This is a genomic window from Ruegeria sediminis, from assembly GCF_005938215.1.
GTDB classification, from domain to species: Bacteria; Pseudomonadota; Alphaproteobacteria; order Rhodobacterales; family Rhodobacteraceae; genus Ruegeria; species Ruegeria sediminis.
On sequence record NZ_VCPD01000002.1, the window covers coordinates 338,984 to 354,805 of the forward strand.

The 15,822-nt window shown below is 60.9% G+C and carries 18 protein-coding genes and 2 tRNA genes; 14 read left to right on the forward strand and 6 right to left on the reverse strand.

The features are described from left to right. Window positions 1-256 precede the first annotated feature (256 nt). The 3 genes from FGK63_RS06235 to FGK63_RS06245 all read left to right on the forward strand — a co-directional run bounded on the left by FGK63_RS06235 (window position 257) and on the right by FGK63_RS06245 (window position 2,889). The gene (locus FGK63_RS06235) at window positions 257-955 is read left to right on the forward strand and encodes a corrinoid protein (protein ID WP_138840746.1); all 699 of its coding nucleotides are present in this window, start codon (window positions 257-259) and stop codon (window positions 953-955) included. A gap of 147 nt (window positions 956-1,102) precedes the next feature. Beyond that, complete coding sequence (locus FGK63_RS06240; protein WP_138840747.1) at window positions 1,103-2,137, forward strand: Hint domain-containing protein; 1,035 nt, start codon at window positions 1,103-1,105, stop codon at window positions 2,135-2,137. 77 nt (window positions 2,138-2,214) lie between these two features. Next, window positions 2,215-2,889 (forward strand): DUF1638 domain-containing protein, encoded by a 675-nt coding sequence (locus FGK63_RS06245; protein ID WP_138840748.1) that lies wholly within the window; start codon window positions 2,215-2,217, stop codon window positions 2,887-2,889. 32 nt (window positions 2,890-2,921) lie between these two features. Here FGK63_RS06245 and FGK63_RS06250 read toward each other — a convergent pair whose 3' ends face one another. Then, a complete protein-coding gene (locus tag FGK63_RS06250; RefSeq protein ID WP_138840749.1) occupies window positions 2,922-3,332 on the reverse strand; it encodes a SufE family protein in 411 nt (136 codons plus the stop codon). A gap of 137 nt (window positions 3,333-3,469) precedes the next feature. On the opposite strand from FGK63_RS06250, the gene FGK63_RS06255 reads away from it, so the two are divergent. After that, complete coding sequence (locus FGK63_RS06255; RefSeq protein ID WP_138840750.1) at window positions 3,470-3,997, forward strand: hypothetical protein; 528 nt, start codon at window positions 3,470-3,472, stop codon at window positions 3,995-3,997. 10 nt (window positions 3,998-4,007) lie between these two features. On the opposite strand, the gene rnd is transcribed toward FGK63_RS06255, so the two are convergent. The 3 genes from rnd to purM form a co-directional block, all read right to left on the reverse strand. Continuing rightward, window positions 4,008-5,165, reverse strand: a complete 1,158-nt coding sequence (rnd, locus tag FGK63_RS06260) for a ribonuclease D (RefSeq protein WP_138840751.1) — start codon at window positions 5,163-5,165, stop codon at window positions 4,008-4,010. 118 nt (window positions 5,166-5,283) lie between these two features. Next, window positions 5,284-5,880: a phosphoribosylglycinamide formyltransferase gene (gene purN / locus FGK63_RS06265; RefSeq protein ID WP_138840752.1), complete on the reverse strand. Its 597-nt coding sequence runs from the start codon at window positions 5,878-5,880 to the stop codon at window positions 5,284-5,286. Further along, window positions 5,877-6,923: a phosphoribosylformylglycinamidine cyclo-ligase gene (gene purM, locus FGK63_RS06270; protein ID WP_138840753.1), complete on the reverse strand. Its 1,047-nt coding sequence runs from the start codon at window positions 6,921-6,923 to the stop codon at window positions 5,877-5,879. Before purM ends, purN begins: the two co-directional genes overlap by 4 nt. A 106-nt stretch (window positions 6,924-7,029) precedes the next feature. Here purM and FGK63_RS06275 point away from each other — a divergent pair. Further along, window positions 7,030-7,106 (forward strand) — tRNA-Ile (locus FGK63_RS06275). Between the two features lie 38 nt (window positions 7,107-7,144). Further along, a complete protein-coding gene (locus FGK63_RS06280; RefSeq protein WP_138840754.1) occupies window positions 7,145-7,357 on the forward strand; it encodes a hypothetical protein in 213 nt (70 codons plus the stop codon). Between the two features lie 113 nt (window positions 7,358-7,470). Here the strand turns inward: FGK63_RS06280 and FGK63_RS20695 are convergent, their stop codons facing one another. Then, window positions 7,471-7,620, reverse strand: coding sequence for a hypothetical protein (locus tag FGK63_RS20695; protein ID WP_171052585.1), 150 nt, complete (start codon window positions 7,618-7,620; stop codon window positions 7,471-7,473). Between the two features lie 106 nt (window positions 7,621-7,726). Beyond that, complete coding sequence (locus tag FGK63_RS06285) at window positions 7,727-9,046, reverse strand: ATP-binding protein (protein WP_138840755.1); 1,320 nt, start codon at window positions 9,044-9,046, stop codon at window positions 7,727-7,729. A 44-nt stretch (window positions 9,047-9,090) separates the two neighbouring features. Between FGK63_RS06285 and FGK63_RS06290 the strand changes: the two genes are divergently transcribed. The 8 genes from FGK63_RS06290 (at window position 9,091) to FGK63_RS06325 (ending at window position 15,818) form a co-directional block, all read left to right on the forward strand. After that, complete coding sequence (locus FGK63_RS06290; RefSeq protein ID WP_138840756.1) at window positions 9,091-10,005, forward strand: MBL fold metallo-hydrolase; 915 nt, start codon at window positions 9,091-9,093, stop codon at window positions 10,003-10,005. Between the two features lie 74 nt (window positions 10,006-10,079). Then, a tRNA-Asn gene (locus tag FGK63_RS06295) sits at window positions 10,080-10,154 on the forward strand. A gap of 208 nt (window positions 10,155-10,362) precedes the next feature. Then, window positions 10,363-10,884, forward strand: a complete 522-nt coding sequence (locus tag FGK63_RS06300) for a hypothetical protein (RefSeq protein ID WP_138840757.1) — start codon at window positions 10,363-10,365, stop codon at window positions 10,882-10,884. A 318-nt stretch (window positions 10,885-11,202) separates the two neighbouring features. Next, window positions 11,203-12,231: a zinc-binding dehydrogenase gene (locus tag FGK63_RS06305; RefSeq protein WP_138840758.1), complete on the forward strand. Its 1,029-nt coding sequence runs from the start codon at window positions 11,203-11,205 to the stop codon at window positions 12,229-12,231. A 78-nt stretch (window positions 12,232-12,309) separates the two neighbouring features. Beyond that, the gene (locus FGK63_RS06310; protein ID WP_138840759.1) at window positions 12,310-13,185 is read left to right on the forward strand and encodes a branched-chain amino acid ABC transporter permease; all 876 of its coding nucleotides are present in this window, start codon (window positions 12,310-12,312) and stop codon (window positions 13,183-13,185) included. A 4-nt stretch (window positions 13,186-13,189) separates the two neighbouring features. Then, window positions 13,190-14,287 carry a branched-chain amino acid ABC transporter permease gene (locus FGK63_RS06315; protein WP_138840760.1) on the forward strand — a complete coding sequence of 366 codons (1,098 nt, stop codon included), beginning with the start codon at window positions 13,190-13,192 and terminating at the stop codon, window positions 14,285-14,287. After that, on the forward strand, window positions 14,284-15,048 hold the full coding sequence (locus FGK63_RS06320; protein ID WP_138840761.1) for an ABC transporter ATP-binding protein: 765 nt from the start codon (window positions 14,284-14,286) through the stop codon (window positions 15,046-15,048). Before FGK63_RS06315 ends, FGK63_RS06320 begins: the two co-directional genes overlap by 4 nt. Continuing rightward, entirely contained in the window at window positions 15,045-15,818 is a 774-nt protein-coding gene (locus FGK63_RS06325; protein WP_138840762.1) for an ABC transporter ATP-binding protein, read from the forward strand. Before FGK63_RS06320 ends, FGK63_RS06325 begins: the two co-directional genes overlap by 4 nt. The last annotated feature ends 4 nt before the right edge of the window (window positions 15,819-15,822 follow it).

Below are 15,822 nucleotides of genomic sequence, written 5' to 3' on the forward strand. Positions count from 1 at the left end.
AACATCGGCAACTGATTCACTGGCTCGCGTCACACCGGCACACGGATCGGGCGACCGGGCCTTTTCGGAGGCGACATGTGGTGCGTTCAGGAAGATCATGTGAATTATTCCTTCGTGACGCGTCAAAATCTGATCTATAGGTCGGTTGCGGAACCGCCTATGTCGCAATCAACGCAGTCGAAATGCGGCGAAATGGCAAAAACGGACCAACTTGCCACACTGGGGCGCGGCCCCAAACAGCTCAGGGAAACGGCTCATGTCGGATGAAGAAGACATCGTCCTGTCGGAACTGAACGACGACGAACTCGTCGAGCAGATGTTTGACGACCTTTACGACGGTCTCAAGGAAGAGATCGAAGAAGGCGTGAACATCCTTCTGGAGCGCGGTTGGGCGCCCTATGACATCCTCACCAAGGCCCTGGTGGGCGGCATGACCATCGTGGGCGCCGACTTCCGCGACGGGATCCTGTTCGTGCCCGAAGTTCTTCTGGCGGCCAACGCCATGAAGGGCGGCATGGCCATCCTCAAGCCGCTGCTGGCCGAAACCGGCGCACCGCGCGTCGGCAAGATGGTGATCGGCACCGTCAAGGGCGACATCCACGACATCGGCAAGAACCTCGTGTCGATGATGATGGAAGGCGCCGGCTTTGAAGTGGTCGATCTGGGCATCAACAACCCGGTTGAAAACTACCTGGAAGCGCTGGAAACCGAAAAGCCCGACATTCTGGGCATGTCAGCCCTGCTGACGACCACCATGCCTTACATGAAGGTCGTGATCGACACGTTGGTCGAACAAGGCGTCCGGGACGAGTACATCGTTCTGGTGGGCGGCGCGCCGCTGAACGAAGAATTCGGCAAGGCCATCGGCGCCGACGCCTATTGCCGTGACGCGGCAGTGGCCGTCGAAACCGCAAAGCACTTCGTGTCGCGCAAGCACAACCAGCTGACCGCCTGATCCGACGATCGCGATTGTTTCCAAGGGCCGCCCAATTTCGGGCGGCCTTTTCTTTTTTTATCAGCTTGTTACGGCGGCATTCATCTTTTGTTTACAGTTTTCCGTGCTAGATCTGCCGCACGGAATTGATTGGTATTGAGGTTACCGATGCCCAGAACTTTCAACGCGATTTTCCTGGGGAATCTCGCCGACATCGACACGGTGGAAGGCAACAACATCGCAGAAAATGCTGCGGCTCTGGTCGGAATGACTTTCGGCGGCCCCGGCGATGCGCTTTTGAACCGTGCGGTCGAGTGGAAAAACGTCGGCAATCCGGGCGACTACTACAATATGAACAACTCGCCGGCCGATCGGTTTTCGATAGATGGCGGTCCGGCGCAGACCTACGACGCGTCCGTGACATATTATGCGACAATCACCTATATTGACGGCACTACCGCTTCGATAACCGCCGTTGTAGCTCAGGATGTGGCCGGCAACACATACCTCGTCCCGGAGTTCCAAAACAACGCCGATCAATCGGCATTGGAGGCCAAGGGTATCCGTTCGCTGAGATTGGATAACCTCGAAAGCAACGTCGCCCAAGGTCTGACATCAAGCCGCCAAAGTTGGAACATCGTCACCTGTTTCTGCTCGGGCACGATGATCGAAACCGAACAGGGGGAACGCCCGATCGAATCGCTGAAACCCGGCGACCTGGTTTCCACGCTCGACAATGGCCTGCAACCGGTTCGATGGATCGGGCATCGGACCGTGTCTGCGACCGGAAGTTTCGCACCGGTGCTGTTCCGCGCGGGCGCGTTGGAGAACTCCCGCGACCTGAAGGTGTCGCAGCAACACCGGATGCTGCTGCGCGGTTGGCGCCTCCAACTCTACACCGGCCATGACGAGGCTCTTGTGCCCGCGAAACACCTGGTGAATGGCCGCAACATTACCCTCGAACCCGGCGGCTTCGTCACTTACTACCACCTTCTGTTCGACCGGCACGAGGTGATCATGGCCGAGGGTTGCCCGAGCGAAAGCTTCCATCCGGGGGATCTGTCCTGGGGCATTCTTGGCGATGAGGCACACCGCGAGATCACGACGCTTTTCCCCGAACTCGCGGTCATGGGTCCGGTTGCATACGGCCCCAGCGCCCGCCCGTCCCTTCGCGCGCATGAGGCGCTTATGTCGGTGGCCTGACCTGCGATGTCGGATCGGGGCTTGCCCCCGATCCGGTGACGGGTTTTCCTTGGGCGGCGCAAAACCGGAGTCGCGACATGACCAGGCAAGACCTGCCAGACGATGAACAACTGACAAAGGATGGCCTGGCCGTTTCCGAACCATCCGGACGCATCCTGCTGATCGCCTGTGGGGCGCTTGCGCGCGAAATCCTGGATGTGAAGGCCCGCAACGGCTGGAATCACATGGATTTGACATGCCTGCCCGCCATCCTGCACGTGCATCCGGAGAAGATCACCGAAGCCGTCGAAGAGGCCGTCAAGAAACACCGCAACGCCTATGACCGCATCTTCGTCGTCTATGCCGATTGCGGCACCGGTGGCCTGTTGCAAAAGGCGTGCGAGAGGCTTGGCGTCGAGATGGTCGAAGGCCCCCACTGCTACTCGTTTTTCGAAGGAAATCAAGCCTTTGAGGCGCGGGATGAAAGTGAGGCCACGGCATTCTATCTGACCGATTTCCTGGCCCGGCAGTTCGACGCTTTCGTGTGGAAACCGCTGGGTCTGGACCGTCATCCGCAATTACGCGACATGTACTTCGGAAACTACACAAAACTTGTCTATCAGGCCCAGACCGACGACCCGGCACTGACAAAAAAAGCGCGGGAATGCGCCGAGCGCATGGGTTTGGAATTCGAACGCCGTTTCACCGGGTATGGGGATCTTGAGACCACCTTGGCGGATTGGGCCCAGAGGTCCGCGTCTTCCGAACAGTAAGAACCTGATATGGCAGATCAGCCTCGCGCCGTTCAGGCGTGTTCCGAGGCCACCTCGCGGATCCGCTCAATCATGGACCGCAACCCGTTGGACCGCTGCGCCGACAAATGGTCGTTGAGCCCCAGCCGGGCCATTTCCGCCCGGGCGTCAACCTTTGGAACCTCGGTCACTGGCAGCCCGTTATACAGCGAGCGCAGCAGCGCGATCAGGCCACGAACGATCAGCGCGTCGCTGTCGCCGTCGAACCGGAACACCCCGTTTTCGATCACCGGGTGCAGCCACACCTGACTGGCGCAGCCGTGAACCTTGGTCGCCGGGACCTTCAGCGCATCGTCCAGCGGCTCCATCGCCTTGCCCTGCTCGATCACGTGGCGGTAACGGTCTTCCCAATCCTCGAGGAATTCGAAATCTTCCACGATTTCTTCAAAGGCAGGGCTCGCCATTTGCAGGTCCTCTTTTTTCGGTTCTCGATTGTGACCTAAGTTGCCGACGCCGCCCTGTCCAGCCCTGCCATGGCTTTTCAAACGGTTAAAGATGGGCTAACCCGTTGCGACCAAATTCTGTCTGTGTGCCGAGTACCATGAGAAAACCACTGATTGCCCTTCTGGTCGCCTCCGTGTCCCTGACTGCCTGCAGCAGTTGGCAGAATTCCCGGGCTAACCCGACGAACTGGTTCGGGGACAGCACGTCCACCACGGTCGAAGCTTCGGCGACCGCCCAGGAAACAAACCCACTGGTTCCGCAAAGTTCGGGAAAAGGCCTGTTTGCGCGCCCGGATGAAGTGGACCGGAGCGTCCCGATCGCCGTGGTGTCGGAGTTGCGGATCGACCCGACCAACACGGGCGCGATCATCTTTGCCAGCGGCGTCGCCGCACGGCAAGGAGCCTTTGGCGCCGAACTGCGTCCTGATCCGTCGGAAGAAAACGCAAAGAACGGCGTCCTGGCCTACACGTTCCGCGTGATCTACCCCGAAGAGCCGACGACGCAGGGCCCCGAACGCTCGCGCACAGTTTCCGATGCGGTCAATGTCACGACTCAGGAACTGGAAGGGATCCGCCTGATCCGCGTGTCGGGTCAACAGAACGCGCGCGAAGCCCGTCGGCGTTGAACCGGGGACGTCAGAGCGACACCACCTTGACTTCCTGCCCCATGGCGGTCAGGGCGATCTTGCCGTCGCAAAGGCGCAGCGCGTCCTCTCCGAACACTTCGAAGCGCCAGCCCGACATCGCGGGAACCTCGCGCTCGCCTGCCGCTATCTGATCGAGCTCCGCGCTGGTGGCGATCAGCTTGGCGGCAACGCCCGAGCTTTCGGTCTTTGACTTCAGAAGCACACGCAGCAGATCGGCCAGGGCCGGATTGACCTTCAGCTTGTCGCGGCTTGTATCCGCGCGGGGCATCTTTTCGGGCGGGCAGTCGATGCCGCGCTTGACTGCGGCCAGGATACCGTCCGCGATCGCCCCCTTTCGCGCATCGCGCAGCAGCAGCCGTGAACCACCCAGATCCGCAGGCGTGCGGGGTTTGGTCGAGGCCAGTTCGATCAGCGCGTCGTCCTTGAACACGCGGCTTCTGGGAACGTTGTTGTCTTGCGCATAGGTTTCGCGGAACTGGGCAAGTTCCTTTACCACGGCCAGAAACTTAGCCGAATTGGTGCGCGTCTTGACCCGTCGCCACGCTTCTTCGGGGCGGATGTCGTAGGTGGCGGGGTCGGTCAGCGTGCGTAGTTCCTCGGCCACCCAATGCGTCCGGTTGGTCTTTTTCAACTCGGCCGCAAGGTGTTCGTAGATCTTCCGCAGATGGGTCACATCCGCCAGCGCATAGGTCTTTTGCGCATCGGTCAGAGGGCGACGCGACCAGTCGGTAAAGCGCGAGGTCTTGTCGAGCCCTTGTTTGCAGATCTTGCGCACGAGAGTCTCGTAGCCCACCTGCTCACCAAAGCCGCAGACCATCGCCGCGACCTGTGTGTCGAAAAGCGGCTTGGGGAAGACGCCGGCCTCGACCCAGAAAATTTCCAGATCCTGCCGTGCGGCGTGAAAGACCTTGACTACGTCTTCGTTGCGGAACAGATCCAGCAGCGGCTCCACCGAAATTCCGTCGGCCAGAGGATCCACCAGCACCGCGCTTGCGTCGTCGTCCGATGGATAGGCCAGCTGAACCAGACACAGCTTGGAGTAATACGTCCGCTCGCGCAGAAACTCGGTATCGACGGTGACATAGGGATGGGCGGCGGCGGCCTTGCAGAATTCGGCCAGTTCTTGCGTTGTGGTCAGTGTTCTCATGCGCGGTATTAAGTCTTGCTCTTATGTTCTTTTACTGCCCGTAGAAACTTGTATCGCTGCAGGCGCCACGCGCGAACATAGGCTGAACCGCGGGCGCGTGTAAATCTCCGTCAAGCTGTCAAGGCAAGAGAACCGGATCACTGTTGCCCGAAGCGAACCGGCGCAGAACGGCTGGGTACAGCTTGTGCTCCCACACCAGAACCCGCGCGGCCAGAATTTCGGGCGTATCACCGGGTTCGACGGGCACTCGCGCCTGACCAAGGATTGGGCCATCGTCCAGCGCCGCGGTCACCTGATGCACGGTGCAGCCATGTTCGGTATCGCCCGCTTCGAGCGCGCGGGCGTGAGTGTGCAGTCCCTTGTACTTGGGCAGCAGCGATGGGTGGATGTTCAGCATCCGCCCCTGAAACCGCGACACGAAACCGGCCGTCAGAACCCGCATGAAACCGGCAAGACAGACGATGTCCGGCTCGGCCGCCAGCAACGGTTTGAGCAATTCCGCCTCGAACGCAGCGCGATCGCCGGCAAATGGTCGATGATCGACCACCGCTGTCGGAATGCCCCGATCCGCCGCCTTCCTAAGCCCGCCTGCCTGCGCCTCGTTGGAGAGGACGAGGCAGGGCCGCGCCGGATGGTCGCCGGACATGCTGTCGACCAGCGACACCATGTTCGACCCTCCACCCGAGATCAGAATGGCGACGCGTTTGTGGCTCACAACAGCGTGCCCGTGTAGGCGACGCCGGGCGTGTCGGTGACGGTTCCGATACGGGCCACGGTTTCGCCTTCGGCCGCCAGCAGGTTTGCCAGATCGTCGGCGCGGTCCGCCGCGCAAACCACGATCATGCCGATGCCGCAGTTGAAGGTCTTGAGCATTTCTGCCTCGGCGATCCCGCCGGTATCGGCCATCCATCGGAACACCGGCGGAAGATCCCAGGCATCCAGATCGATCCTGGCCCCCGTGCCCTCGGGCAGAACGCGCGGAAGGTTCTCGGTCAGGCCGCCGCCGGTGATATGAGCGAGGGCGTTCACGCCGCCTGCACGGATCGCGCTGAGCGTAGATTTCACGTAAAGCCGGGTCGGGGTGAGAAGCACCTCGCCCAGCGAGCCGTTCGCGAACGGGCAGTCCGATTCCCAAGTGAGACCGGAATGTTCGACCAGACGCCGCACCAGCGAATAACCATTGGAATGCACGCCGTCCGAGGCCAGGCCAAGCAGGACGTCGCCTTCGCTCACGCCTGCAGGCAAGGCCGAGCCGCGTTCCATCGCGCCGACGGCAAAGCCTGCCAGGTCGAAATCACCGGCAGGATACATTCCCGGCATTTCCGCCGTCTCGCCACCGATCAACGCGCAGCCCGATCGGACGCAGCCTTCGGCAATGCCTTCGATGATCCGCGCGGCCTTGTCCGTCTCAAGCTTGCCGGTGGCGAAATAATCAAGGAAAAACAGCGGCTCGGCGCCCTGGCAAATCAGGTCGTTCACACACATGGCAACCAGGTCGATCCCCACCCCGTCCACGACGCCGGTATCGATCGCGATCCGCAGCTTGGTGCCGACACCATCCGTCGCGCCCACCAGAATCGGGTCGCTGTATCCCGCCGCCTTGAGATCGAAGAGCGCGCCGAAACCTCCCAACCCGCTCATCACGCCCGAACGGTCCGTTCGCTTGGCCGCAGGCTTGATCCGGTCGACCAGCGCGTTGCCCGCATCGATATCCACGCCCGCATCGGCATAGGTCATGCCGCTCTTGCCCGCTGTCATGGCAAATCCCTCATGAGTGCTTTGACGCGGGTTAGTCGATTGTGCCCGCGCATGCAACGGTCAGGCTTGACGCGGGCGATACGCGTGATACGCAAGGCGCTCAGGCGGGCCTGTAGCTCAATTGGTTAGAGCAGAGCGCTCATAACGCTTTGGTTGGGGGTTCGAGTCCCTCCGGGCCTACCAGTAACTTCGAGAAACGCTTCACTTTGGACGGTCTTCCCATGACCAGCCGGCCGCGCTGGCTGCCGTCAGTCGGCAAGCAGATGGCAGGCGAGATGGCAAAGCAGTTGGAAGCCGCCTTGAACCATGTGGTTTTCCTCGAGGTCGAATTTCATGACAACCTGATCGGCCAGGAAGAAGGCGAGCCACAGTCCCAAGGAAACGATGAAAGCGCGGTCCACGCGCCGCAACCACGACTACCGGTTCGCGGGTGAAGAGAAAAAAGTCAGGAAAAACAGAACCGAAGAGAGCAATGCCCAAGCGATGATTCCTACAAAGAAAAAGACCTCAACGGCGCCGGGCACTCCGAACGGGGCCAGGGTATTGCTCAGGAAAGGATAGTTGGACCGGCAAACCAGGGCGTCGATGTAGCGCCCAGCAATTCCAGCCCGCCGATGAAGTCGGTCAGAATCGCAAACAGCCACCAGATGGCCCAGAACAGAAGCAACGTCTGTTTGAAATGGAGTCTGGTGCTCACCTGACGCGCGCCTTTTCTTCTTCGAAACCGCCAGCGCAATGAACTTTAACCGGAATTCCGGGCCCCGCAAAACCGCCTTGCCCGGTGTGCCGGAATTGCCGACCAGCTATCGCGAAATCACGATGTCGGCGCACAATCCGCCCAACCGTTCGCTTTGGCCCAACCGGAGCACGCCGCCATGAGCGCGGGCGACGTCGGCGACGATGGCCAGGCCCAGCCCAACGCCGCTGCCCCGATTCTGGTTTCGCGCGGGGTCCAGACGGGCAAAGGGCTTCACCGCTTCAAGACGCTGTTCGGGTGGGATTCCGGGTCCGTCATCCTCGACCCGGATGCGCAGCGTTTTCGGCGTCAGCGACATGCTGACTTCGGCACAGGTTCCGTAGAGCACCGCGTTGCCGATCAGGTTCTCCACCGCGCGGCGAATCGCGACTGGCCGCAGCATCACTTTGCCGTTCGACTGGCATTCCGACAATTCGACCGACCGCCCTGCCCGCCTTGCATCCTCGACGATCTGGCGGAGCAGCGTGCCCGGGTCCACCGCCTCGGGCGTACCTTCGGAGGCGCCGCGCGAAAACTCCAGGAATGTGTCGAGCAGGCGCTGCATCTCATCCACATCCTTGAGCATCGGCGCGGCATCCTCGTCGGGCAGCATAGACAGACCCAGCTTGAGCCGGGTCAGCGGTGTGCGCAGATCGTGACTGACACCGGACAGCATCATCGTGCGCTGTTCGATCTGCCGTTCGATCCGGGCGCGCATGTCCAGAAAAGCGTTGCCCGCCGCGCGCACCTCGATCGCGCCGCTTGGCGCATAAGGAACTGACCGGCCCCGGCCAAAGGCCTGCGCGGCGTCGGCCAGCCGCGTGATGGGGCGAAGCTGATTGCGCATGTACAGGAAGGAAATCGAAGTCATGAGAACAGCAAAGAACACCATTGTCACGATCAATTGGTGAGGCGCCGCGGGCGACAGGCGGCGCGGATCGAAGGCCAGTTCCAGCGGGCCAAGCTCGGTCTCGAGAAAAACCAGGGTCCGCCGGCTGTTCGGAATCGATACGGCGGTGACCGCGGGCAAAAGCTGGTGCAGCTTGTCGACGACGATTGGCGCAGTGAAATCGTACCACCGGCGGGACCCGACCGACGGCACCTCGCCCGGATTGAGAAACCGCGCCTGCATCTGCAGGGCCGAAAGCGCGGGTTCGGCCCGGGCCAAGGCCTCTTGCCGGCTGTCCGCACCCTTCATCTGGTCGCTGATCAGGCTGATTTCTCGTGAAACCGTCCGGGTCATCTGCGAAGTTACGTCCTCCAAATGGCGCTGCATGAAGGCCACGGCGACGACCAGCAGGACCACCACCATCGGCAGGATCAGGATGATGGCCGCACGGGCATAGAGGCTTCGCGGCGCATAGGGTTTGAACCAGTGGAAGGACATGGGGTAAGCCTAGCGAGCCGTTGAAAAAAGAGGAAGAGGCCGCGATGCAACCACCCGACGAATTCGATCCTCCGGCCGGGGTGCCTGTCGAACTGGCGCCCGGCTTGCTGCGTGTGCTGGCGCCAAATCCCTCTCCCATGACTTATCGCGGCACCAACACCTATCTCCTTGGAGAACGGGATGTCGCGGTGATCGATCCGGGGCCGTTGGATATGGCCCACATGGACGCGATCCTGAATGCGCTGAAACCCGGGCAGAGGATAAGCCACATCTTCGTGACGCACACGCATCTGGACCATTCTCCGCTGGCGGCGCCGCTGGCGCAAAGGACCGGAGCGCCCGTCCATGCGTTCGGCGGCCCCGAGGCCGGTCGCAGCACAGTGATGAAGCGGCTGGCGGCAGGTGGGCTTGCCGGTGGCGGCGAGGGTATCGATCACGCATTCCGCCCGGATGTCGAGGTGGCCGATGGCGAGTTGATACGCGGCGATGGCTGGTCGCTTGAAGTGCTCCATACGCCGGGCCACTTGGGCAACCACATCGCGCTGGCCTGGGAAGACGCCTGCTTTACCGCCGATCACGTCATGGGCTGGGCCAGTTCGCTGGTTTCGCCGCCGGATGGCGATCTGACCGACTTCATGGCTGCGTGTCACCGGCTGCGGGCCCGGAACTGGAACGTCCTTCACCCGGGCCACGGCGCGCCGGTGACGGACCCGGCCGGGCGTCTGGACTGGCTGATCGCGCATCGTATGGGCAGGGAGGCGGCGATCCTGGCGGCGCTCACCGAGGCTCCTGCCACGGCACGGGAACTGGCCCAGCGGATCTACACGGATACGCCTGCCAGCCTTCTTCCCGCGGCCGAGCGGAATGTGTTTGCCCATCTGGTGGACCTGACGGGAAAATCACGCGTCGAGCCGCAGGGCGAGTTGTCCGCGGCGGCTCGGTTTTCGAGACTGACATGACGACTAAAAAAATCCCGATTTTGCCTAGTTCCCCTCTGGACGGACAAAATCCGGGTTGCTATATCGCCCGAAGTTCCGGCGTAGCTCAGCGGTAGAGCAGTTGACTGTTAATCAATTGGTCGTAGGTTCGATCCCTACCGCCGGAGCCAACAGATTCAGCGAAGGGGTTCGACAGGGTTTGTCGGACCCCTTTTTGTTTTTCACAAACCAAACCGGCACTATCCTGCCGCCGAAACCATGATCATTCAGCAATTCCCAGCTCAAGCCACGGGAATAAAAAGATTTTCTACAACGTCACCCTTTTTGAACACAAAGTAGCACCCATCTTGAGGGACACATGAACAAAAGGAGGTCAACATGTCCCGATTAATCATAACAGCGGTCGTTGTCGCCGCCTTGGGCGCGGGCGCTTATTACTATCTGTCCCAACCCGAGCCGACCCCCGCCGAAAAGCTGGAAGCGGCGGCTGACGACGCAGGCCAGGCGTTGAACGATGCCGCCAAAGCCGTCTCGGAGGCGGCCGGATCGGTGGTTGAGTCTTCGACCGAAAAGGCGTCGGAATTGGCCGATCAAGCCGGAGACGCCGTCGACAGCGCCACTCAGCAGGCCGGAGAGGCGGCTCAGTCCCTGTCGCAACAGGCGCAGGATCAGGTCGCGGCCTTGGGAGACCAAGGTGACGCCCTGCTGAAAAGCTTCGAAGAACAAGGCTATCTGACGGAAGAAGGCTTCGACTATGACAAGGTTGTCGCCGACATTCAGAAAAGCCCCTTGGCCGAAGACGTGAAGACCGAGGCGATCAAGATTCTGGATGAAATCAAGGCCGCGCCGGAAACCTTGTCCGACAAAATCGCCGAACTGCGCAAATTGCTCACGCAATGATCTGCCGAGGCCGGCGGTCCTGCCGCGCCGGCCTCGTTGCCCAACCTGTTTCCGCCACGTCACAGGGAAGGCGAATTGACGGGAACCAAGCGGGCATGATTGCCTTGTACCAGTACTGCTGCAATCGGACCCGCCCGTGATCCAGACCAACGCGCTGACCCGCACATCGGAGCCGCTTATCAAACCTGCAATGAGTCTTGTTGTTCGGACAATGATCCGAAACGGTCCCAAGGTTTGGTACGGACGCTCGGCCGACAGGCTGCCTCGGGCCAAAATTGACGGTTTTCGCCCGCGCTGCTTTTTCAGAAGGATATCAGAATGACAGATTTGCCCGGAACGATGTTCGCGGTCGTCCAGACCCATGACGGATTCTCCGGTACGGCGACCGGACCCGGCATAGACAATGCCTCGGAATGGCTGGCCCCTGCCGAACTGCCCTTACCCGAACCGGGGCCGGGTCAGGTGCTGATCCGTCTTCGCATGGCCTCAGTCAACCCTTCGGACCTGCATTTCATCAAGGGTGAATATGGTCAGCCACGCGTCAAGGGCGCGCCCGCCGGTTTCGAAGGTTGCGGCGACGTGGTTGCCATAGGTTCGGGGGCCGAGGCGCTGAAAGGGCAACGTGTCGCCTTTGTCGCGTCGGGGTCCGGCGCTTGGGCCGAGTACGTCGTGACGCAGGCCCAGATGTGCATTCCGCTGCGCCCCGACATCTCGGACGAGAATGGCGCCGCGCAGATCGTCAACCCGATGACGGCCATGGCGATGGTCGACATTGCCCGATCCGAGGGCGACGCGTTTGTCGTCTCGGCCGCGACCAGCCAATTGGGCAAGCTGATGTGCAGCCTTGGCCGTGATCTGGGACTGAAGCCCATCGCCCTTGTCCGGCGTGCCGAAACGGTGGACGCGCTCAGGGAACTTGGTGCGGATGAGGTTCTCGTCACAAACGATCCGGATCTGCCCGAAAAATTCGCTGCCATCAGCAAGACGCTGAAACCGCGCGTCTTTCTCGACGCGGTATCCGACCAGTTGTCTGAACAGATCTTCGCGGCGATGCCGAACAAGGCCCGCTGGGTAAGCTATGGCAAGCTCAGCGCCGAACAGCCCAGGCTGACGCAGATGGGACAATTGATTTTCATGGGCAAACGGATCGAGGGATTCTGGCTGACCCAATGGATGATGAGCACGCCGCCCGCCGATCAGATCCGCGTCGTGGCCGAAGTGCAGGCGCGGTTCGCGGACGGACGGTGGAAAACCGATGTATCGACGCATCTCCCGCTGCGTGACGTTGTGTCAGGTTTGGCCGAGGCCCTAAAAAAGACTGACGGAAAGGTGATGATCACGCCATAGTGGGCGCATGCCCCGGCGAAGTGAGGAGCGGCGGGGCATGAAAAAGGACGTCGGGCTTACCGGCGCAGGGAGGAAAATTTGGACAACATACAGCTGCTGATCAGCGGGCTGGCGAATGGCTGCGTTTACGGCCTGATCGCGCTTGGCTTCGTGCTGATCTACAAGGCGACCGAGGCAGTGAACTTCGCGCAGGGCGATTTCATGATGCTGGGCGCCTTCGTGACCATCGGATTGACGAACACGGAATATATGGGGCTGCCCTTCTGGATGGCGCTGCCCATCTCGCTGGGCGTGATGGCCGCGTTGGGCTACCTGCTCGACCGGTTGGTGATCCGAAGGATGTTCGGAGAAAGCCAGACCGCGGTCGTGATCCTGACGATCGCGCTGGGATTCGTGATCCGCTTCGTCGCCGGGCTGATCTGGGGGCACGAGCCGCAGACCCTGCAGAACCCGCTGGCGGGCAAGGAAGTCCGGTTCGGCGGTCTGGTGCTGGGCATGGAGGATGTGGCGGTGATCATCGTGACCATCCTGCTTACCTGGTCGCTGTATGTGTTCTTCAGCAAGACCAAGCTCGGGCTGGCAATGCAGGGCGCCTCGCAGAACCAACTGGCGGCTTATTACATGGGCATTCCTGTCAAACGGGTGCAGGGCCTGATCTGGGCCCTCGCCGGGGCGGTCGCGGGCGTCGCCGGCATCCTCTTCGCCGCCAAGGGTTCGGTCGATCCCAACACGGGACTTTTGGGGATCAAGGCCTTCGCCGCCGCCGTCATCGGTGGATTTGGCAGCCTGCCCGGCGCGCTGGCCGGTGGGCTGATCGTCGGCGTGATCGAACCCTTCGCCAGCCGCTACATCGCCGCCGGCTACAGCCAGATCGCGCCCTACGCGCTGCTGCTGGCCGTGCTGATCTTCCGCCCGCACGGGTTGTTCTCTCAAGTGCGCGTCAAAAAGGTCTAGACCCATGCGGATCGTATTCAAAACCGACTACATGCAGGATATCCGCCCCTGGAAAGACGGATATCAGCTGAGCCTGTACCTGATCCTGTTGGCGGTGGTCATTGCCGCCCCCTGGTGGCTCAACGACTTTTACCTGGGTGAGTTGACCAACGTCCTGATCTGGGCAATCGCGGGGCTGGGCCTGATGGTCCTGACCGGCCACACCGGTCAAGCGAGCCTTGGTCACGCGGCCTTCCTGGCCATAGGCTGTTACGCCAACGTAATCCTGATCGAAGCGGGCATTCCATTTCTGATCGCCTTTCCCCTTGCGGGAATCCTGACCGGCGTGATCGGAGCTACCATCGCCGTCCCTGCCCTGCGCCTTCACGGCATCTACCTTGCTATCTTCACCCTCGCCCTGTCGATCCTGATGGACGATATCATCGTCCTGGCCGATCCCATTACCGGCGGTGTCGGCGGCAAGTATATCGGCGGCGTCGAGATCTTCGGCCACATGATCGAACGCTGGGGAACGCCAGGTCAGTTCTTTTGGCTGGTGCTGACGGTTACGGTGATCGTGACGCTGGGATACATCAATCTGTTGCGCGCACCCTTGGGCCGCAGCTTCATCGCGGTCCGCGACAGCGAGGTATCCGCACAGGCCATGGGCGTCGACATCGCCCGGACCAAGACCATCTCTTTCGGTCTGTCCTGCACCGTCACCGGCTGGGCCGGCGCGTTGATGGGGCTTTATGCCGGCGCCTTCAACAACGAGACCTTCAGCGTCGTGATCTCGATCCAGTTGTTGATGATGATCGTGATCGGCGGCCTGGGGTCGATCCACGGCGCATTCTTCGGCGCCATCGTGATCGGGTTTCTGCCGCAGTTCCTGTCCATCGCCAAGGAGTATGTCGGCGCCCTGTTCGGCGGCGACACCGTCGCCATTCCCGGCCTCGAATTCGGCGTCTTCGGCATGATCCTGATCGCCTTCATCCTGTTCGAACCGATGGGCATTTACGGCCGATGGCTCAAGATACGCACCTGGATCGAACTGTTCCCCTTCTACCGCAAGGACATGTTCAAACGACAGAAATCCTATCTGAAAACGGAGCGTCTGAGATGAGCCTGCTTGAGCTTGAAAACGTGACGCTGAAATTCGGTGGGCTGACGGCGGTGGACCGCCTGTCCTTTTCGGTCGAGGAAGGCGAGGTTTTTGCCATCGTCGGCCCGAACGGCGCGGGAAAGTCCACCGTCTTCAACCTGATATCGCGATTTTATGATCCTTTCGAGGGTACGATCCGGTTCGACGGACAAGACCTGCTGGCGGTAAAACCCTCGGGCGTAGCGGCCTATGGCGTGGCGCGGACGTTCCAGAACATCGAACTTTTCGAACATGCCACGGTGTTGCAAAACCTTCTGGTCGGACGGCACCGGCATCACAAAAGCAACGTGATTTCGGAACTTTTCTTTACGCCGTCCGTGAAACGGCAGGAACTGGAGAACCGGGAAAAGGTCGAGGAAGTCATAGATTTTCTCGATCTGCAGGCATATCGCGACAAGATGATCGCGGGGCTTCCTTACGGGGTCCGCAAGGTCGTCGAAGTGGCGCGCGCACTGGCCACCGATCCCAAGCTTCTGCTGCTGGATGAGCCGGCATCGGGTCTGTCGGTGGAAGAGACCACGGACATGCGCTGGTGGATCGACGACATTCGCCGCCAGATGGGGATCACCGTGCTGATGGTCGAACATGACATGGGGCTGGTCTCGGGCGTTTCGGACCGGGTTCTGGCAATGGCTGACGGTGCCAAGCTGGCACTAGGCACCCCTGCCGAGGTACAGTCGCATCCCGCCGTGATCGAAGCCTATCTGGGGAAAGCGTCATGAGCGAACCGGTACTCAAGATTCGCAACATCGAAAGCTTCTATGGCCCCATCATGGCAATCCGTGGCGTGTCTCTGGACGTACGGCCGGGACGGATCGTTTCGATCCTCGGCGCGAACGGCGCAGGCAAGACGACTCTGCTGAAGACCGTATCCGGCGTGATGGACCCCGAAAAGGGCACGATCACATTCGAGGGCGAAGACATCCAGGGCTGGGAACCGCACAAGGTCGTGCAGAAAGGCATCGTGCACGTCCCCGAAGGGCGCGAGGTCTTTCCCCTGTTGACCGTGGATGAGAACCTTAGCCTCGGGGCATATACCCTTGCGGACAAGGCGCAAATCGAACGCGACCGGGATCTGGTGTTCAGCTATTTTCCGATACTAGCCGAACGCCGCAATCAGGAGGCCGGCACACTTTCGGGCGGACAACAGCAGATGCTGGCAATCGGTCGCGGGCTGATGGCAAATCCGCGGATCATGCTGCTGGACGAGCCGTCCCTGGGGCTGTCCCCCATTCTCGTGCAAGAGATTTTTGCAATCCTCAAGCGGCTCAATGAAGAGCAGAACATGACAATGATGCTGGTCGAACAGAACGCTTCGGCGGCACTGGAACTGGCCCATGACGGCTATGTCATGGAAGTCGGACGGATCGTCATGGACGGCACGGCAGAAGACCTGATGAAATCCGAGGACATCCAGAATTTCTACCTGGGCGTTCAGGAAGAAGGCGCGCGCGAGAACCGCCGCTGGAAACGCAGGAAGACATGGAGGTGAGCAA

Coding starts and splice junctions, on each gene's coding strand:
- purM (WP_138840753.1), bottom strand. CDS start 6,923: ATGACAGCGGGCAAGAGCGGCATGACCTATGCCGATGCGGGCGTGGAT.
- FGK63_RS06285 (WP_138840755.1), bottom strand. CDS start 9,046: ATGTCCTTCCACTGGTTCAAACCCTATGCGCCGCGAAGCCTCTATGCC.
- FGK63_RS06290 (WP_138840756.1), top strand. CDS start 9,091: ATGCAACCACCCGACGAATTCGATCCTCCGGCCGGGGTGCCTGTCGAA.
- FGK63_RS06300 (WP_138840757.1), top strand. CDS start 10,363: ATGTCCCGATTAATCATAACAGCGGTCGTTGTCGCCGCCTTGGGCGCG.
- FGK63_RS06280 (WP_138840754.1), top strand. CDS start 7,145: ATGACCAGCCGGCCGCGCTGGCTGCCGTCAGTCGGCAAGCAGATGGCA.
- FGK63_RS06250 (WP_138840749.1), bottom strand. CDS start 3,332: ATGGCGAGCCCTGCCTTTGAAGAAATCGTGGAAGATTTCGAATTCCTC.
- FGK63_RS06320 (WP_138840761.1), top strand. CDS start 14,284: ATGAGCCTGCTTGAGCTTGAAAACGTGACGCTGAAATTCGGTGGGCTG.
- FGK63_RS06315 (WP_138840760.1), top strand. CDS start 13,190: ATGCGGATCGTATTCAAAACCGACTACATGCAGGATATCCGCCCCTGG.
- rnd (WP_138840751.1), bottom strand. CDS start 5,165: ATGAGAACACTGACCACAACGCAAGAACTGGCCGAATTCTGCAAGGCC.
- FGK63_RS06305 (WP_138840758.1), top strand. CDS start 11,203: ATGACAGATTTGCCCGGAACGATGTTCGCGGTCGTCCAGACCCATGAC.
- FGK63_RS06235 (WP_138840746.1), top strand. CDS start 257: ATGTCGGATGAAGAAGACATCGTCCTGTCGGAACTGAACGACGACGAA.
- FGK63_RS06325 (WP_138840762.1), top strand. CDS start 15,045: ATGAGCGAACCGGTACTCAAGATTCGCAACATCGAAAGCTTCTATGGC.
- FGK63_RS06255 (WP_138840750.1), top strand. CDS start 3,470: ATGAGAAAACCACTGATTGCCCTTCTGGTCGCCTCCGTGTCCCTGACT.
- FGK63_RS06240 (WP_138840747.1), top strand. CDS start 1,103: ATGCCCAGAACTTTCAACGCGATTTTCCTGGGGAATCTCGCCGACATC.
- FGK63_RS06245 (WP_138840748.1), top strand. CDS start 2,215: ATGACCAGGCAAGACCTGCCAGACGATGAACAACTGACAAAGGATGGC.